Here is an 18,182-nt window from a genome sequence, read left to right on the forward strand (position 1 = left end):
TAAGATTAGTTTGTGATTTTTATAAAATTTTAATCTCTATAAAATTTACCTTATTAGTCTAAATTAAGCTTTTTAGTTAATGTATAATTTAACCCTATAAATAAAATAATAATTATTATAAAATTTTGTAATATACCTAATGTCATTACTTTTGTAAAAGCTCCCATGAATGTTAAATCTGATATATCTGGTTTTGGAAATATATTATTGGCAAGTATGTTTAATCCATTTAATACAACACATATACCTAAAAATGATACTGTGGATGCTATTGTTTTATATTTATTAAATATAGATAGTTGTGCAATAGCTAATGAGTTATATACTGCAAATATAACAATAGAAATAAAACTTAAAATTAACAATATAACAAATGCTATAACTATAAAGTCTTTGTTAGTCTTTACTAATTCAGGAAAACTAATTATCTTATCATCAATATATAATGTAACTCCTTCACCATAAATTGTGCCAATTGATGTTGATTGTTGTACCATAATTATAGAGTAAGAAATTATGGTTATTATAAAAGTTAGTAAAGTCCAAATTAAGCTACATATATATTTAGATAATATAATTTTATATGTCTTCGTGGGTATGGTAAACATTAAATACCCTTCTTCCCCTAATAAGTTTTTTCTAAATCTATTTATGCAAATTATAACTGTTAAAGTAATAAGTGCTACTAAAAGGGATACTATAACCATAATAGATATATGTTGACTTTTAGACATTATTGGATTTAACATAAATACACCATTTAAAATAATCGTTACTACTATTAATAAATACATTGGTATAAAAAACTTAGAAGTCGCCTTAAATTCGTATTTTAATAATTTCCCTAACATTTAAACTCCTCCCTAAATAAAGAATCTATAGACATACCTTTATTACCTCTTATATCATCAACTTCTCCTTGAATAATAACTTCTCCATTTGAAATTATTATTACTTCATCACATATACTTTCAATTTCATTTATCAAGTGTGTAGCTATTAAAAGAGTCGATTCTTCATTATAGTTTCTTAAAATAGTTTTTATAATGTAAGCCCTTGATGCCGGGTCAACTCCTCCGATTGGTTCATCTAGTATATAAAGTTGTGCATTTCTTGACATCACTAATATTAGTCCTACTTTTTCTTTAGTCCCTTTAGACATAGTTTTTATCTTATCATTTATATCTATATTTAAACTTTTAACCATGTCTTTAGCTTTATCTATATTAAAATCTTTATAAAAATCATTAAAAAATTTTATAATCTCTTTAACGTTCATATCTTCGTTTAAATAGTTTTTATCTGGTAAATAAGATATTATAGACTTTGTGTACACCCCTGGTTTTAAACTATTTATAGTTACTTCTCCTTTATCACATTGAGTTAATCCATTTATAAGTTTTATCATAGTTGTTTTGCCACTTCCATTAGGACCTAATAGTCCAACTATTTTTCCTTTTGGTATTTTTAAATTTAAATCTTTAAATACTTCTTTTTTACAATATTTTTTGTATACACCGCTAATTTCAACTATGCTTTCACTCATTTTTGCCCCTCCACAATATTAGTATTTATAAGTTTTAACATATCGTCCTTGTTATACCCTAAATTTATTAATTTTTCTTTTAATGAATCTATCTCCCTATATGCTATTTCTTTTCTCATATGTTTTATTTTTTCCTCATCTTTTGTAACAAATCTTCCAGTTGTTCTTTGACTATATAATAGTCCTTCCCTTTCTAGTTCTGCTAAAGCCCTTTGCATAGTATTTGGATTAACTTCTGCCTCTGCTGCCATATCTCTCACAGAACTTAACTTAGCTCCTATTTCAAACTCTCCTGATATTATTTTAAATTTTAAAATATCTACCAATTGCAAATATATAGGTTTATTATTATCAAACTCCCATGTCAAAATCTACCACTTCCTTATTGTATTAAGTACTTAATACAATAGTATTCTATATAACTTCCATTCGCAACAAATTTCCAAAAATAAAATTTTGAGTTGCAAAAAAAGAGATATTTAAATTAGCTCATTTAAATATCTCCTTTTTATATTAACTTATATAAATTTTATATACACTATTGAATAGCTAGTTCTTTTTTATTTATAACTTCTTCTTTTATAGTCTTAGTTACTCCACATTCTTCATTTGTGTATTTTGTCTCGAAGTTAGCAACTTCTTTTACATCTTCATGCCCATTTTTCATTGCATAACTATGATATGCACTTTTCATCATTTCTAAGTCATTTAAATGATCTCCAAAAACCATAGTTTCATCATAACTTATATTAAACATATCTTGTACTTTTTTTATAGCTACACCTTTATTAGTTCCTTTACTTGACATATCTAACCAATATTTCCCTGATGGTGTTAGTGTTACATTTTCTATATTCTCATTTTTAAATATAGAATAACTATTAGTTTCTGCATTATCTAAATCAAACATATTTACTTTGAATATTCCATCTTCCACATCTAATAATGAATCTACTTTTATAACTGGTACATTCATCGGAAAGTGAATATTTAATAATTCCAAAGCTTTATCATCTTCTAAATATAAGCCTTTTGTTCCACATAACATAGGATATGCATCATCCACTCTTCTTCCTATATTAACAAGTTCTTCTATGGTACCCTTTTCCAAGAACTTAGAATATATACATTCATTTTTATGGTATATAGCTGTTCCATTTTCACATATGAATAATAATTCCTCTTTATAATCATCAAATTTATATACTATATCTAAGTAATTTCTTCCTGTAGATATAGCAAACATTATATCTCTTTCTTTTAAAGCTTCTATTGTTTCTTTAAAGTCTTTTGGAATCTCGTGATTACTATTTAGTAATGTCCCGTCCATATCTGTTGCTATTAATCTAACCATGACTTCCTCCTAATTATCTAATTTTCATAAAAATATATCCTACAAATCCAGCTACAATTAATGATATTGTTGACCTGTTAATTTTTAGCAGTTTATATTCATTATAAGCTATAGTTAATTGCTGAAATATTAGCCCAACTAATATCATCTTAGTTATGAATACTCCCTCAACTACTTTTAATATATATAAAATCGCCAATATAATCGTCACTATACATAACCTTATATTAAGCAGTCTTATAGTTTTATTATAGTACACTTAACTTTGCCCCCTAAGCTTTTACTCTCTCTTAATATTATACATAATAAATTAATAAACTAAAAGATTTGATTATAATATTGTAAATATATACTATATGGTTGTTTATTTTTCTATTAAATTATAAAATGTAATAATCAATACTTATTAGAAAGGCAATAAAAATATGGATGAAATTTTTTATGAGAAATTATTAAATATAGAGACTACAGGTGAAAAGCTTTGGGATAAAACTATAACCCATTACCACCCTTATCAAGCGACTTCCTATGTAGCTTTAGATATACTATTTAAAAATTATACTATGAGTAAAAGTGACTATGTAGTTGATTTTGGATGTGGTAAAGGACGACTTATATTTTATCTAAATAGTTTTTTTAAATGTAATGTAACTGGAATTGAAATGGATGAAACTTATTATAAAGATTGTTTAATTAATAAGGAAAATTACTTAGATAAACATAAAAGAATATCTACACAAATAGATTTTAAATGTATGTTAGGTCAGGATTATAAGATAAATGTCTTAGAAAATAAATTTTATTTCTTTAATCCATTTTCAGTAAATATATTTAGAAAAATTATTAACAATATACTAGATTCTTACGATGAAAATCCTCGAGTAATAGACTTGATTCTTTATTATCCTTCTGAAGATTATATATATTTCCTTGAAAATAGTACAGGATTTATATTATATGAAGAGGTTAAGTTACATGGACTTTATGAGAAAGACTGCTGCGAAAGATTTTTAATTTATAGATTGTATGCATAAAAATATATCTTGATGTAGTAAAATCTACATCAAGATATATTTTTATTTGTATATATTCTTTACTTTTTTTCTGATCCTCTAATGCCTGTTATAGGTTTATTCTTCATAAGTTTTCCTTTTTTTATATCTATATCATTTTTTTCTATCTCAATAATAGCTGTTTCTGGAAAGTCAACTACATCATACTCTTCTCTTTTAACTAATACTTTTATCAAACAAAAAGCTATAGCCAACATAAGAAATAGTATTGGAAACCCAGCTACTGTTGCTAGCTGTTTAGTTGCATCTATCCCACTTATTTTTCCACTTGCACAAATTAAATTAATTATAGCCATAGAAGCCATTATAACTCCCCAAAATATGTTAATCTTATACGGTACCTTTTCCTCTTCGTATTTGTGTGCTGTAGTTGATAAAGTTGATACTGTAGTTGTCATAGAATCACACAACGTTACTACTGATATAAAAATAGCTAAGATAAAAAATATAGAAATAATATTTGAAAAAGGATATGCTTCTAAAAAAGCAAATAACGAAACCTCTAATCCCGATGTTTGAATTGTATTCCATAATCCAAAACCATTTATTTCCTGATGTATAGATGCTCCTCCAAAAACTATAAACCATATTATTCCAAACGATGCCGGTATAAATAAATTCATAATCATAAATTCTCTTATAGTCCTTCCTTTGCTAATCATAGCAAAAAACATTCCACTTAAAGGAGCATACGCTAATAATATTGCCCAATAATATATAGGCCACCATCTCGGCCAATCCGATCCATCTATAGGCGATAGGTATGTTGATACTTGTAAAAAATTACTTGCGAAATTACCTAAAGATTGCGTTCCAAGTGATAATATAAAAGTTGTAGGACCTAATATAAATATAAACATTAAAAGTATTATAAATAATTTAGTGTTTTTATCCGATATCCATCTTATACCTTTATCTATTCCCGTTATACTAGATATTATATAAGTTAAAACTATCATCCCAACAACAATAATCCAGGTTATTTTATTATTTGGTATTCCTAAAATTAAGTTTAAGCCTTTGCTTATTTGCATGGTTCCTACACCTAGTATTGCAGCAACGCCACCAGCCATAGCAAATAAACATATATTATCAACTAATGATTCTATTATTGAATTTGGCTTTTTATTAAATAATGGATATAATACAGAACTTACTCTACAAGGAAGTTTCATATTATAAATTGAGTAAGCTATTGCTAATCCGGCTATAGCATACATTGCATAAGTATAAAAGCTCCAGTGTGTAAAAGATGCACTCATCGCAAACATAGCTGCATTTTCCGTTCCTGGAGTTATACCTAAATTTGTAGGTGGATTCATAAAATGAGTTATAGGCTCAGCTATCCCCCAAAACAATATCCCCGTTCCTATTCCAGCAGTTAACGATATACAAAACCAGTTCCAATAACTCATAGTAGGTTTTGCATTCTTTCCTCCGAGCCTTATATTTCCATATTTTGAACACATAATCCATATACATATCCCTAAAAACAACACACTAGATATTTGAAATAACCACCCAAAATTAGTAGTAGCATACGTTACTATGTTATTTTCTATATTGTATAATTTTTCAGGGGCAATAACACCTATTACTATGGCACTTACAAATATTATAGTCATAGGTATAGTTATCGATTTTCTTACTTTAGCATACTTTTCTATTTTTACATCATTCATAAATCCCTCCTACTAGATCGTTCTCTTTTAAATATAAAAGAATATAGCGAAACTATTAATACTATTTATATTTACCGACCAGTAAAGATTTATATAATATTATTATTTTGTATTATGTAGATATTTTCTAATTTATGATTTAAGCTATACTCCTTAATACTAATATATAACTTAATATTTTATATGTTACATAAATTTTCCTTATAATAATAAAATAGTTGGGAAAATCCCAACTATTTTATTATTATATATCTTTATTTTTTCTTTTCTTTATTATAAATACTGCAAGCCCTAATATTAATATTAAAGATATTCCAGCTACTATTAATATATTTGTTATATTAGGTACTTTTACTGATGCTTGTATATTGTCTAGGCTTCCTAAGTTTAAATCCCAATTATAAGTATATACTCCGTCATTTTGTGAGCTTGAAGTTGCATTTGATGATATTAATTCTAATGGAGTATTTAGATGAAATCCTACATCAAAGTTTGATCCAAATAAACTAAGCATTCCCATCTCTTCATTACTCATGTTATTTTGCATGTAGTCTTTTAATTTTATATCAACACTGTATGTATTATAAAAGAATTTTTGATCTTTTTTTATATCTATTATATCTGAATACTGACTTAAATCCTTATTATTTTTTATATTTAAATTTGCTAGATTTCCTAGGTTTTCAGTTATTTTGTAACCTGTTTTTCCTGGTTCTGTAATTTTTTCAACATTATCATATTTTTCTTTTAATTGTTGTTCATTTATATCTCCCATTAAGTAATCACTACCCATTATTTGTGTAGATAATTTTGCATTTCCTTTTTTATCTATATTTAATGTTATATCAGAGTCTACACATCCAGTTAATATAATAACACTAATAAAAATTATAATTGGTATAAAAATTTTTTTCATATTATCCCCTTCCTTATTGCATAAATTTTTAGTTTTATAATATGTATGTTTACCTATTCTATCATAGTAAATTATCCACATTTTGTAAATTACAATTTAACCTTCTAATTACTTTATACTTAAGTTATTATATATAATATGTACTAACTTTTATTGTTTGGGAAGGATGATTAATATGTATAAAATAAAACATTTTAAAGACTTAACTTTAAACGAGTTTTATGAAATAGCAAAATCTAGATATGAAGTGTTTGCTTGCGAGCAACATATTTTCGAGGAAAATGATTTCGATAATGTAGATAAAAACTCTTATCATATTTTTCTTGAAGAAAATAACCGTATAATTGCTTATGCTAGAATAATTCCTAAAGAATTTAGTTCTTATGAAGATGTTTCAATTGGTCGTGTTTTAGTTTTAAAAACCGCTCGTGGTAAAAGACTAGCTCAAGATATGATGATTCAAGCTATTAAATTCGTAAAAAATGAACTTAAAGATGATCATATAACCTTATCTGCTCAAAATTACATAAAAGAACTATATACCTCTTTGGGATTTAAAGAAATATCTGATGTTTATGATGAATGTAATATACCTCATGTGAAAATGCGATTATAATAAAAAAGTCGCTTCGCTCCTGTCGCCAACGACTTCGTCCGTTGCTCAAAAATGTCTTTTTTTACTTTCAGCAAATTGTTGATATAACTATACTCCATAAATTATCAACAGATATTCGTTAAGCATAAATTCCTTAAGCGTAAAAAGAGCTGTCTTAAACTAGACAGCTCTTTTTATATAAAGTTTTAAATTTATAAAAAAATAAACTTTAATATAAACATTATACTAAGAATTATAAGAGATAAATTAACTTTTTCTTTTTGACCGCATATAAGTTTTAATATAGTGTAAGATATTATACCAAATATAATACCATCAGCTATACTATAAGCTAGTGGCATCATAGCAAATGTTAAAAACGCCGGTATTGCATCAGTTGGATCTTTAAAGTTTATTTCAAGTACAGAACTTGCCATAAGAACTCCAACTAATATCAAAACTGGCCCTGTAGCCTGAGGTGGTATTGCTGTAAATATTGGTGCAAAGAATAAAGATATCAAAAATAAAAATCCAGTAGTTATTGCTGTAAGTCCCGTTCTTCCACCTTCAGCTATTCCCGCAGAACTTTCAACATAAGAAGTAACAGTTGATGTTCCCAGCAATGCCCCACAAGTTGTTCCTATAGCATCTGCCATTAGTGCTTGCTTAGCTCTAGGAAGCTTACCTTCTTCATCTAATAAATTTCCTTTAGATGCTATTCCCACTAGACATCCTACTGTATCAAATAAGTCTACAAATAAGAATGTAAATACTACTATTAACATATCAAAGCTAAATATATCTGAAGTTGATACTTCAAAAGCCTTTAAAAATACTGGCTCTAATGATGGTACACTTGAAACTATTGCATTTGGTAGTTCTACTATACCACATGCCATACCTAGTGCAGCAGTTATTATCATAGCCAATAAAAAAGCACCTTTAACATTCTTACACATTAATACAGCTGCTATAATAAGCCCCACTACTGATAATATTACTAAAGGTGATTTCATACTTCCAAGTGCAAGTATAGCGCCTCCTTGTTCTACTATGCCTGCATTAACTAATCCTATAAAAGCTATAAATAGTCCTATACCAGCTGTAACTGCGTGTTTTAACAGAGGAGGTATACAATTTATTATTTCTTCTCTTATGTTGGTTGCTGTTAACACTATAAAGATTAACCCTTCAATAAATACTGCACATAATGCAAATTGCCAGCTATGTCCCATACCTATAACTACACTATATGCAAAGAATGCATTTAATCCCATACCAGGTGCTAATGATATTGGATAATTTGCTAAAAATCCCATACACATAGTAGCTATAAACGCTGATATAGCAGTTGCTGCAAACACTGCATTTTTATCCATTCCAGCATCACCTAAAATATTAGCATTTACAACAAGTATATATGCCATTGTCATAAAAGTTGTAATTCCTGCTAGTATTTCAGTTTTTACATTTGTGTTGTGTTCTTTTAACTTAAATCTTCTTTCTAAAAAATCCATAAAAAACACACACTCCTTAAACTTTATAGCTATAATCTAGCTTATTTCATTATATGTTTAAAAAGTGTGTGTTTTAACTAATTAACTTGTACTTTTATTTATATTTCTATAAATTTAAATTCATCTACATCAAATAATCCTCTATCTGTTAGCTTTATATGTGGTATTACTGGAAGTGCCAAAAATGCAAGTGTCATGAAAGGCTCAATATCTTTATTTACCTTTAATTTTTCATAAGCTATTTTTAGCATTTCATCTAACTTATCACTTACATAATGTATATCTTTATCACTCATAAGCCCTGCTATAGGTAAACTTAAACTATCCATTATTACATTATTAGATGATATAGCAATTCCTCCACCTATGCGTTTTATCTCATTAACTGCATTTATTATATCTTTATCATTGTCTCCAACTACAATTATATTATGTGAATCATGGGCTACAGTAGAAGCTATTGCTCCATTTTTTAATTTGAAGTTTTCTACTAATCCAAGACCTATACTTTTTTTATCACTATGTCTTTCTATTACTACAAGTTTTAATATGTCTTTATCCTTATTAAATTTAAATATATTATTTTCAGTATCCACATTTCTTGTAAGCTTTTCAGTAACTAGGTTATGTGATAATAATCCTATTACATTAGCAGTGTTATTTTCTATTGTTATTTTTAAATCTTCTTCAGTTAGTTTTGATATGTTGACAGTATTACTTACATTAGAGTTATCCATTTCTTCTAAACTAAACAAAGACCTTCTATCTTTTCCAACTAACTTACCTTTTTTATAAACTTCTAATATATTAAATTCTTCTAAATTATCAACAACTACTATATCTGCTATATAACCAGGTGCTATAGCTCCTATATTTTTTAGATTATAACAATTGGCAACATTTATAGTAGCCATTTGTATTGCATTTATAGGGTTTATGTTGCTTTTTATAGCCAATCTTATATTATTATCTATATGCCCATTTTCTAATATATCTTGTGGGTGTTTATCATCTGTACAGAATAAACATCTTTGATAATTATGTTCATTAACACCTTTTATTAAAGTTTCTAAATTTTTAGCAGCTGAACCTTCTCTTATCATTATATACATTCCAAGTCTTAATTTTTCTAACATTTCTTCAACATTTGAGCATTCATGATCTGTAACTATTCCACTTGCTATATATGCATTTAACCCTTCATTACTTATGTTTGGTATATGTCCATCTATATATTTATCATATTTTTTTGCTAGGTTTAATTTATCTACAACTACCTTATCTTGATTTATTACCCCTGGATAGTTCATCATTTCGCCAATACCTAGTACTCTTTCATTGTTTATATACTTTTCTAAGTCTTTAGCTTCTAGTCTTGCTCCTGAATTTTCAAAATCTGTAGCAGGAACACAAGATGGTAACATCATGTATATACCTAAAGGAATATCTTCACTTGAATTTAATATATAGTCTATTCCTTTTAATCCACATACGTTTGCAATCTCATGTGGGTCAGTAATTATTGTTGTTGTACCCATAGGAACTATTGCTTTTGCAAATTCTAAAGGCGATACCATAGAAGATTCTATATGAACATGTGGGTCTATAAACCCTGGTGTTATATACTTTCCTGTTAAATCTATATTTTTTACCCCTTCATATTCACCAATTCCTACTATCATCCCATTATCTATAGCTACATCTCCAGTTATTATTTCATGAGAAAAAACATTAACTATATTTGCATTTTTTAAAACTAATTCTGATTTTTTATTTTTTAAACTACAATCGATAAACCCCATATTCATCCTCCCTATATCTAATAATATATTTAACTTATTATATTAATAAATTCGTAAAATTTTACCTCTGAATAAATTATTCTAATAATACACCTTTTGTATTTTATTGTCTATACTAAATTTTCATTATTTATAAAATTTTCAGATAAAATTTAAAATTAAATTAAAAAACTACTTTTAAATTACTAATTTATACGTAACTTAAAAGTAGTTTTTATAGTTTTATATTAAGCTATTTAGAAAGTCTAATATAGTTTGTTCCATATACTTTCCTTTTCTATATTCTTTCTTAGTTTTTATCTTCTCAACTTGATCATTTAAGGATTCTACAGCTTTTACATTGCTTGGAAGTTCTATAAATTCTCCTATTTTATTAAAATCAGAGTCTAAATATATGAATGTCGGTATTTTAACTCTTCCATCATCACTATGTGCTTTTATTATTTCTTCATTTCCTTCTCTGGTTTGTAATCTTAACTTTATATTTGGATTTAATGTTGTTATATAATCCATTACGGTTAAGTTTATTTGGCAGTCAGGACACCATAGTTCTGAAAATCCCAATATATTTATTTCTTTATCAATAGATCTTACCTTATCTATAGTATCCTGTGAGATTTTCATATTATTTCTATATTCTTCTGCTTTTTCTCTATGTGATATGTCAGATTGATTAAATTCTTGTTCAAAATTATATCCTTCTTTAAATAAATTTTTTAATTTCATATATATATCCCCTTTCCCCTGTATATCTATATTATATATGAAATTTAGTATATTTTTATTAACTGTTATTTAGATAATGTATCAAAGTAATCAAATAGCGTAAATGAATTTTCTTCAATAAAGCTATCTAACCTTTCATTTGCTAAAGATATATACCAGCCTTTATCAAGTTTTTCAGGTATTTCTTTTCCTACTATATTTGTATTGTCTATAAATGCTTTATCTGGAGTATAGCTTATCTTTTCTAATCTATTATCAGGTTTAATCTTCATGATAGCTGAATCTAAATTTGATTTACTCGCAAATACTCTTAACACTTTCAAATCTATTCTTTTATTTCCATGCACTGCATGACTATACTTTCCTGTTATTTTTACACACTTTTGAAAATCTATAAGACTATTACAATTATTGATTGTAGTTTCTATATCTATATCATTTATTAACTTTTCCTTTAAAGCTTTATTAACTATTGGCAAGTCATTATCTATTAAATTTAATTTTTTAACATATGCACCTTTACTTTTTATACTTCCATCTTCTTTTATATATACATAATTATTAACATCTTTTTGTATAATCTTTTTTATAAAATCATGTTCTAGATTCATTCTAGTTCTTATACACCACTCATCACAGATTTCAATATATTTTTGAACATCTTCTTTACTTTTAAATTTAAACATTACACCATCAGTATTTCCTTGTATAAATTCTGCCTTATCTTTAAATTCTAATTCAACTTTTTCTATGAGATCTAATAGCAAAAGTTGTCCATTTACACATATTGATATTCCTTGTTTTGGGTCATATAATTCATTATTAGCATCCATACAAGCTCCATATGCACTATTTAAAACTAACTTTAGTGATTTTTCTGTAGGATTTTTTTCTTTTTTTAATTGAATTCTATTATCTCTTATTTCTTTATATTTTAATGGTTCTTTTACATTTCTACTTAATAAGTTGTATTCTATCATTATGGATGGATAAAATGAACTTACATCTGAGTTTACTATATAATTTTCTGCCTTGTATTTTTTCCTAGCAGAATGAAGTCCTCCCCATCCAAAGTCTGTGTCAATATTATATACATTAGCTCTTAAATATTTTTTAAAATCTCTATTATTATAGTCTTCATACCAATTTTTTATATAATTGTATTTACTTAACTCAATAGTGTTTACTATATCAAATTCTTTAGTATCATTTCTATCATAATTTGGTTTTTTTGCACCCAATATATATGCACTTAATTGAGCTTCGGTTTTATTAAACATGCTTTCATCAAGATTAAAATACTCTATAAGTCCTAATTGAGCTTCATATCTATAATAAACTTCTTCAAATACCTTATATGTCATTCTTACATCATGAATACAATAGTTTGTTAATTCATCTATTTCTTCTTTTGTTGGATATCTATCTAGATCAAAAGATACACTACTTTCTCTTATATCTTCTCCCATAAATAATTCTAGTTCTTTTAAACTTCTATAACTTTCACTTATTTCAAATATGTATAAAGGTATTGAGTTTAGACTTCTATTTATTTTCCATCCAGACATTTTTTGCTCTACAAGTTTCTCAGATACACTACATGGGTCTATTCCTGCTATTATTGATTTTAATATCCACTGGTCATACCCTTTTATATTATATCCTACCCAAATAGAATCTTTATTTTTATTGTATACTCTTAAAAGTTCTTCTCTATTATTTACTATAATGTGTTCTTTTTGTGTTTTATAATCTTTCATACAACACATCCAAAACCCTGCTTTAGATAGTACTTCAAAATCTATTATTATACGTCTTCTTTCTTTAACCATGATTTTCTCCTAATTATCATTACTATATTATACTTATATTATATTAGTTTAAAATAAGTATTAAAATATTAATAAATAAAAAGTCTTCTTTTAAATAAACATTCATAGAAGACTTTTTATAATGATCCTATTTATATATTTTTATATTATGTCCCACAATAAGTTCTATATGGTAGTTTAGACTTAGATAATTTTTTATACTCTTCTTGTTCTATTGAGTGTTCATATGGATTTTTTAATATATCAATAAGTTTTTTTATTACAGTATAATCATTTTTATCTGCAGCTTCTAATGCTTCTTCTACTCTATAATTTCTTGGAATAACTGCAGGGTTTGTCTTTTTCATAAGTTCATGAACTAGTTCTTTAGATTGTGGCTGCCTTTTAAGTCTATCTTGCCATGTATCATACCAATTAATAAATTCATTACTTTTAAACATATTACTATCCTTACAATTATCAAAAGTTAATTCTAAGAAAGTATTAGTATAGTCTTCTTTATATTTTTCCATTATACTAAGTAAATCTTCTATTATCGCTTTATCTTGTGCTTCTTCATTGAATATACCAAGCTTTGATCTCATTATGGTCATCCAATTATCATGATATATTTCAGAAAAATTATATAATTTATCTTGAGCTATATTTATTGCTTTTTCTTGATTTTCATCAAGTAATGGTAATAATGTTTCTGCAAATCTACACAAGTTCCACTCTGTCATAATAGGCTGATTTTTATAAGCATATCTTCCATAAGTATCAATAGAGCTAAATACTGTATTTGGATTATAAATATCCATAAAAGCACAAGGTCCATAGTCTATTGTTTCTCCACTTATAGTCATGTTATCAGTATTCATTACTCCATGAATAAAACCTATGCTTTGCCATTTTGCAACTAAAGTCGCATGAGATTTTATAACTTCTTTTAATAACCCAACATACTTATTTTCATCTTTTTCTATGTGTGGATAATGCCTTTTAATTGAGTAGTCTGCTAGTTCCTTTAATTCGCTTAATGTTCCAAAATTTGCTGCATATTGAAAAGTTCCAAATCTAATATGACTAGATGCTACTCTAGCTAGTATTGCCCCTTGCTTTATATCTTCACGAATTACTGTTTCTCCTGTTTTAACTACTGCTAAACTTCTAGTTGTTGGAATCCCTAAACTATTCATCGCTTCACTTATTATATATTCACGAAGCATTGGTCCAAGGACTGCTTTTCCATCACCTCTTCTAGAATATGGAGTTTTGCCTGATCCCTTTAACTGAATATCATATCTGTTTCCATTAGGAGTTATTTGCTCTCCTATTAACAAAGCTCTTCCATCACCTAACATTGTAAAATGACCAAATTGATGACCTGCATAAGCTTGTGCTATAAAAGCTTCACCTTCTATAGCTTTATTTCCTGAAAGCATTTCTATACCTTCTTTGCTTTTTAAAAATTCATTATTTAGCCCTAAAGATTTTGCCAATTCTTCATTTAATATAACTAGGCTAGGTTTAAGTATTTTATTTAAATTTATTTTACTATAGAATATATCCGATAGTTTCATATAGCTATTATCTAAGTTCCATCCAAAGTCTTTAGTTTCTTTTTTATAAGTCATTTTAGCTCCTTTAAAAACTATATTTTTATATTTAATATACCCTAATTAAGCTTTTCAAATAACTTTGTTTAAATATATATAATTTGTAGTATATATTTAGTATAATAATGGAAAATATTATATTATAAAATAAATTTTAGGGAGATGTTTTTAGTGAAAGAAACTTTATATTTTAATGGAGATATACTAACACTAGAGGATGAACTTTATTGTGAGTCTGTTTTAGTAAAAGATGGTAAGATTTTTAAAGTTGGAAAAAAAGAAGATTTGTTAAAGCTTACAAATGAATCTACAAATTTAGTAGACTTACATGGTAAAACTTTAATGCCTTCATTTATAGATGCACATTCTCATTTTTTTGCATATTCTCAATCTTTACTTCAACCTTCGTTAGAAAATGCTACTAATTTTAATGAAATAGTTGATATAATTAAAAAATTTATAAAAGATAATAATATTCCAAAGGGTAAATGGATCACTGCAGCTAATTACGATCATAATAACTTAGATGAAAAAACTAGTCCTACTAAGGGTATTCTTGATGAAGCTGCTCCAGATAATCCACTTATAATAAAACATCAATCTGGCCATAGTGGTGTTTTAAATTCACTTGGTTTAAAGGAGTTAAATATAACTGGTGAAACAGAAAATCCCGAAGGTGGTGTAATTTATAAAAAAGATAATCAACCAACTGGATATCTTGAAGAAAATGCATTTATAAATTATGTTCAAAAAATTCCGCTATCTTCATTTGAAGAAATAATAAAATCAGTAAAAACAGCACAAGACCACTATAAGTCTTTTGGTATAACTACTATGCAAGAAGGTATGGTTGTTTCTTTAATGTCTGATATTTTAAATTATATAAAAAGTTCAAATATGCTTGAGCTAGATTATGTTGGATACATAGATGTAAAAGAATCTGATGTTTTACTTAAAGCTTTTGATGGATGTATTAAAAACTACGTAAATCATTTTAAAATAGGTGGCTATAAAATATTTTTAGATGGTTCACCTCAAAGTCGTACAGCTTATATGTTAGCTCCCTATAAAGATTCTACAGATGGATATAGAGGTTATCCTATTTATAAAGATGAAGAACTAGAAAAGTACATAGAGTTAGCTATAAAAAATAACATGCAATTACTTGCTCACTGCAATGGAGATGCTGCTAGTTATCAATATATAAAAGAATATAAAATTGCAAAAGAAAACTGTAATTCAAATAATGATATAAGGCCTGTTATTGTACATGCTCAATTTTTACCTAAAGATCAGTTAGATGATGTTAAAAAACTTGGTATGATACCTTCTTTCTTTGTAGCTCATGTTTATCATTGGGGTGATATTCATATTAAAAACTTTGGATTTGAAAGAGCTAGTGAAATAAGTTTAGCTAAATCTGCGCTTGATAAAGGAATTACTTTTACATTCCATCAAGATTCTCCTGTAATAGAGCCAAATATGCTAGAAACTATATGGTGTGCAGTTAATAGATTAACTAAAAAAGGAGTTCTATTAGGAGAAAATGAGAGAATATCTCCTCTTGAAGCTATAAAGGCCGTTACTATAAATGCTTCGTATCAATACTTTGAGGAAAATATAAAAGGTAGTATAAAAGAAGGAAAGTTAGCTGATTTAGTTATTTTAGATAAAAACCCTTTAAAAGTTGATAAAATGGATATTAAGGATATTAAAGTACTAGAAACAATAAAAGAAGGTACTACTATATTTAAATTATAAAAAATACTAAATACTACATATTGCATTTTTAGATTTGTAAGATGAATATTTATTTTTTCTTGTTCAGATTTTATTTCATATTCATTATCACATTCTAAACATTTAAACTTACAAAATATTTATCTATACATAAATTTTCAAAGCCACCAGTAATAATTTAACTGATGGCTTATTTTTATTTATATTATATTGTAAGCTTTTTTCAACCTTATCCTTTTTTCTATATATTTTTCCTTTATAATTTTAGTATACCGTTCTTTCTCATCTTTGCTCATATCTATTCTATTTATTGTATTTATAAGTATATCTTCATGGCTATCACACTCTTCTAACAAACCATAAATATCTTTTGTTTTATGTGAATGACTAGATTTTCTTACTACATATGTGTATAAACTTTCATTAATATATCCACATTTATACTTATATGTTATTGGAAGTAACATTTGCCAGTTTTGACCACCTCTAGTATATTTATATATTTCTCTATTTGGATTTACATCTAAAAATGCCTCTGTTCTTATCATATAGCATCCACAAGCAATCCATATATTACGTTCTCTTATAAGATTTTCAAATATATATTCTTCAGTTTTTGATTTTTGATTCATTGCAAAATATCGCTTTATATCATTTATATTATTTTCATTTACAATAGCTCCATTTGATCTTACTATACCATATTCTTTATTTTTTTCTAAGAAATCAACTCTTTTACATATGCTATATTTATCTAAAATATCATCTGAGTCTGGCCATATTAAATAGTCTCCTGTAAACAATTTTAATCCATCATTTATTGCTGAAGCTTGGCCTTCATTTTCTTTATAAATATATATAAATTCTATATTTTTTTCTTTTAATTTAGGTAAATATGATTTTATAATTTTTTCTGTATTATCAGTAGATCCATCATTTATAAATATTAATTCTATATTTGTATATATCTGATTTAATATAGATTCAAAATATCTTCCAATAAATTTTTCTCCATTTAAACAAGGTGTTATTATGCTAACTTTTTTACTCATTATTACCAAATCCTTATAAATTTTAATTAGAAAAATTTTTGAATTTTAAGTTTTTTATCGTATTTTCAATATTATTTTTATTAAAATAATCATTTTTCAAAATTTCTAAATTTTTAATTCTACATTCAGCATTTTGATGCTGTCTAGTATGATATAAGTGATATAAAATATTATCCAATCTATGATATTTTCCATATATATATTTAACACAACTTAAAACTGCATCATCCTCTCCTCCCCAGCCTCTAAATCTTTCATCAAATCCGCCTATGTTTTTATATACTTCTTTAGTTGTTACATATATTCCTCCTACCATTCTCGACTCTTCTTTTATAATACTATTATTACTAATATCGATATCTTCTATATTAAGTAGTTCTTTATTCAAAATTTTTTCTGTACTTTTTTCATCTAATCTCACTAACTTGTTATATGGTAAAATAAACTTATATTTATCAACTATAGATATTGCTGTATTTAAAGACTCTATATCAATTAAAATATCTGAATCCATAATTACCAATATCTCTCTAGTCGCTTTTTTAAATGCATTATTAACAGCTTCTGATTTTGAATACGGTATTGAAGAAGTATCTCCTAAACAAATTTCTGCATCTGGAATTAAACAGTTATATATATTTTTTAAATATTTCCAGTTTCTATCTCTATAAAACTCCCCATTTCGATGGGGAACTAGTATGGAGACTTCTTTAAAATCCTTCATATCATCTCACCTCAATAAGGTTTTA

17 protein-coding genes are annotated in these 18,182 nt (G+C 26.4%); 3 read left to right on the forward strand and 14 right to left on the reverse strand.

Translation table 11 applies throughout. The features are described 5' to 3' along the window. Nucleotides 1-53: 53 nt before the first annotated feature. From ACEXNK_RS01760 to ACEXNK_RS01780, 5 genes are all read right to left on the reverse strand, one after another. Nucleotides 54-851, reverse strand: coding sequence for a hypothetical protein (locus tag ACEXNK_RS01760; protein ID WP_373600845.1), 798 nt, complete (start codon nt 849-851; stop codon nt 54-56). Then, nucleotides 845-1,546 (reverse strand): ABC transporter ATP-binding protein, encoded by a 702-nt coding sequence (locus tag ACEXNK_RS01765; RefSeq protein WP_373600844.1) that lies wholly within the window; start codon nt 1,544-1,546, stop codon nt 845-847. The genes ACEXNK_RS01760 and ACEXNK_RS01765 overlap by 7 nt, the downstream gene beginning before the upstream one ends. Then, the gene (locus ACEXNK_RS01770) at nt 1,543-1,914 is read right to left on the reverse strand and encodes a GntR family transcriptional regulator (protein ID WP_373600843.1); all 372 of its coding nucleotides are present in this window, start codon (nt 1,912-1,914) and stop codon (nt 1,543-1,545) included. Before ACEXNK_RS01770 ends, ACEXNK_RS01765 begins: the two co-directional genes overlap by 4 nt. 170 nt (nt 1,915-2,084) lie before the next feature. Beyond that, nucleotides 2,085-2,900 (reverse strand): HAD family hydrolase, encoded by an 816-nt coding sequence (locus ACEXNK_RS01775; RefSeq protein ID WP_373600842.1) that lies wholly within the window; start codon nt 2,898-2,900, stop codon nt 2,085-2,087. Between the two features lie 13 nt (nt 2,901-2,913). Further along, on the reverse strand, nt 2,914-3,159 hold the full coding sequence (locus ACEXNK_RS01780) for a hypothetical protein (RefSeq protein ID WP_373600841.1): 246 nt from the start codon (nt 3,157-3,159) through the stop codon (nt 2,914-2,916). Between the two features lie 166 nt (nt 3,160-3,325). Between ACEXNK_RS01780 and ACEXNK_RS01785 the strand changes: the two genes are divergently transcribed. After that, complete coding sequence (locus ACEXNK_RS01785; RefSeq protein ID WP_373600840.1) at nt 3,326-3,934, forward strand: SAM-dependent methyltransferase; 609 nt, start codon at nt 3,326-3,328, stop codon at nt 3,932-3,934. Between the two features lie 59 nt (nt 3,935-3,993). Here the strand turns inward: ACEXNK_RS01785 and ACEXNK_RS01790 are convergent, their stop codons facing one another. After that, nucleotides 3,994-5,655 carry a BCCT family transporter gene (locus tag ACEXNK_RS01790; RefSeq protein WP_373600839.1) on the reverse strand — a complete coding sequence of 554 codons (1,662 nt, stop codon included), beginning with the start codon at nt 5,653-5,655 and terminating at the stop codon, nt 3,994-3,996. 244 nt (nt 5,656-5,899) lie between these two features. Further along, nucleotides 5,900-6,571 carry an LPXTG cell wall anchor domain-containing protein gene (locus ACEXNK_RS01795; protein ID WP_373600838.1) on the reverse strand — a complete coding sequence of 224 codons (672 nt, stop codon included), beginning with the start codon at nt 6,569-6,571 and terminating at the stop codon, nt 5,900-5,902. 166 nt (nt 6,572-6,737) lie between these two features. Here ACEXNK_RS01795 and ACEXNK_RS01800 point away from each other — a divergent pair, with 166 nt between their 5' ends. Next, nucleotides 6,738-7,187, forward strand: coding sequence for a GNAT family N-acetyltransferase (locus ACEXNK_RS01800; RefSeq protein ID WP_373600837.1), 450 nt, complete (start codon nt 6,738-6,740; stop codon nt 7,185-7,187). A 191-nt stretch (nt 7,188-7,378) separates the two neighbouring features. Here the strand turns inward: ACEXNK_RS01800 and ACEXNK_RS01805 are convergent, their stop codons facing one another. The 5 genes from ACEXNK_RS01805 to ACEXNK_RS01825 all read right to left on the reverse strand — a co-directional run bounded on the left by ACEXNK_RS01805 (nt 7,379) and on the right by ACEXNK_RS01825 (nt 14,659). After that, the gene (locus ACEXNK_RS01805) at nt 7,379-8,683 is read right to left on the reverse strand and encodes an NCS2 family permease (protein WP_373600836.1); all 1,305 of its coding nucleotides are present in this window, start codon (nt 8,681-8,683) and stop codon (nt 7,379-7,381) included. Between the two features lie 98 nt (nt 8,684-8,781). Beyond that, entirely contained in the window at nt 8,782-10,485 is a 1,704-nt protein-coding gene (gene ade, locus ACEXNK_RS01810; protein ID WP_373600835.1) for an adenine deaminase, read from the reverse strand. A gap of 222 nt (nt 10,486-10,707) precedes the next feature. Further along, on the reverse strand, nt 10,708-11,211 hold the full coding sequence (locus tag ACEXNK_RS01815) for a thioredoxin family protein (RefSeq protein WP_373600834.1): 504 nt from the start codon (nt 11,209-11,211) through the stop codon (nt 10,708-10,710). A gap of 65 nt (nt 11,212-11,276) precedes the next feature. Further along, nucleotides 11,277-13,043 carry a hypothetical protein gene (locus ACEXNK_RS01820; protein ID WP_373600833.1) on the reverse strand — a complete coding sequence of 589 codons (1,767 nt, stop codon included), beginning with the start codon at nt 13,041-13,043 and terminating at the stop codon, nt 11,277-11,279. Between the two features lie 146 nt (nt 13,044-13,189). Then, entirely contained in the window at nt 13,190-14,659 is a 1,470-nt protein-coding gene (locus tag ACEXNK_RS01825) for a protein adenylyltransferase SelO (RefSeq protein ID WP_373600832.1), read from the reverse strand. Between the two features lie 144 nt (nt 14,660-14,803). On the opposite strand from ACEXNK_RS01825, the gene ACEXNK_RS01830 reads away from it, so the two are divergent. Next, a complete protein-coding gene (locus tag ACEXNK_RS01830; RefSeq protein ID WP_373600831.1) occupies nt 14,804-16,402 on the forward strand; it encodes an amidohydrolase in 1,599 nt (532 codons plus the stop codon). Between the two features lie 179 nt (nt 16,403-16,581). On the opposite strand, the gene ACEXNK_RS01835 is transcribed toward ACEXNK_RS01830, so the two are convergent. Both ACEXNK_RS01835 and ACEXNK_RS01840 read right to left on the reverse strand, forming a co-directional pair. Next, on the reverse strand, nt 16,582-17,433 hold the full coding sequence (locus tag ACEXNK_RS01835; protein ID WP_373600830.1) for a glycosyltransferase family 2 protein: 852 nt from the start codon (nt 17,431-17,433) through the stop codon (nt 16,582-16,584). 22 nt (nt 17,434-17,455) lie between these two features. Next, nucleotides 17,456-18,157, reverse strand: coding sequence for a galactosyltransferase-related protein (locus ACEXNK_RS01840; RefSeq protein WP_373601534.1), 702 nt, complete (start codon nt 18,155-18,157; stop codon nt 17,456-17,458). Nucleotides 18,158-18,182 lie beyond the last annotated feature (25 nt).

The sequence above is a fragment of the Paraclostridium bifermentans genome, assembly GCF_964259345.1.
Taxonomy (GTDB): domain Bacteria; phylum Bacillota; class Clostridia; order Peptostreptococcales; family Peptostreptococcaceae; genus Paraclostridium; species Paraclostridium bifermentans_B.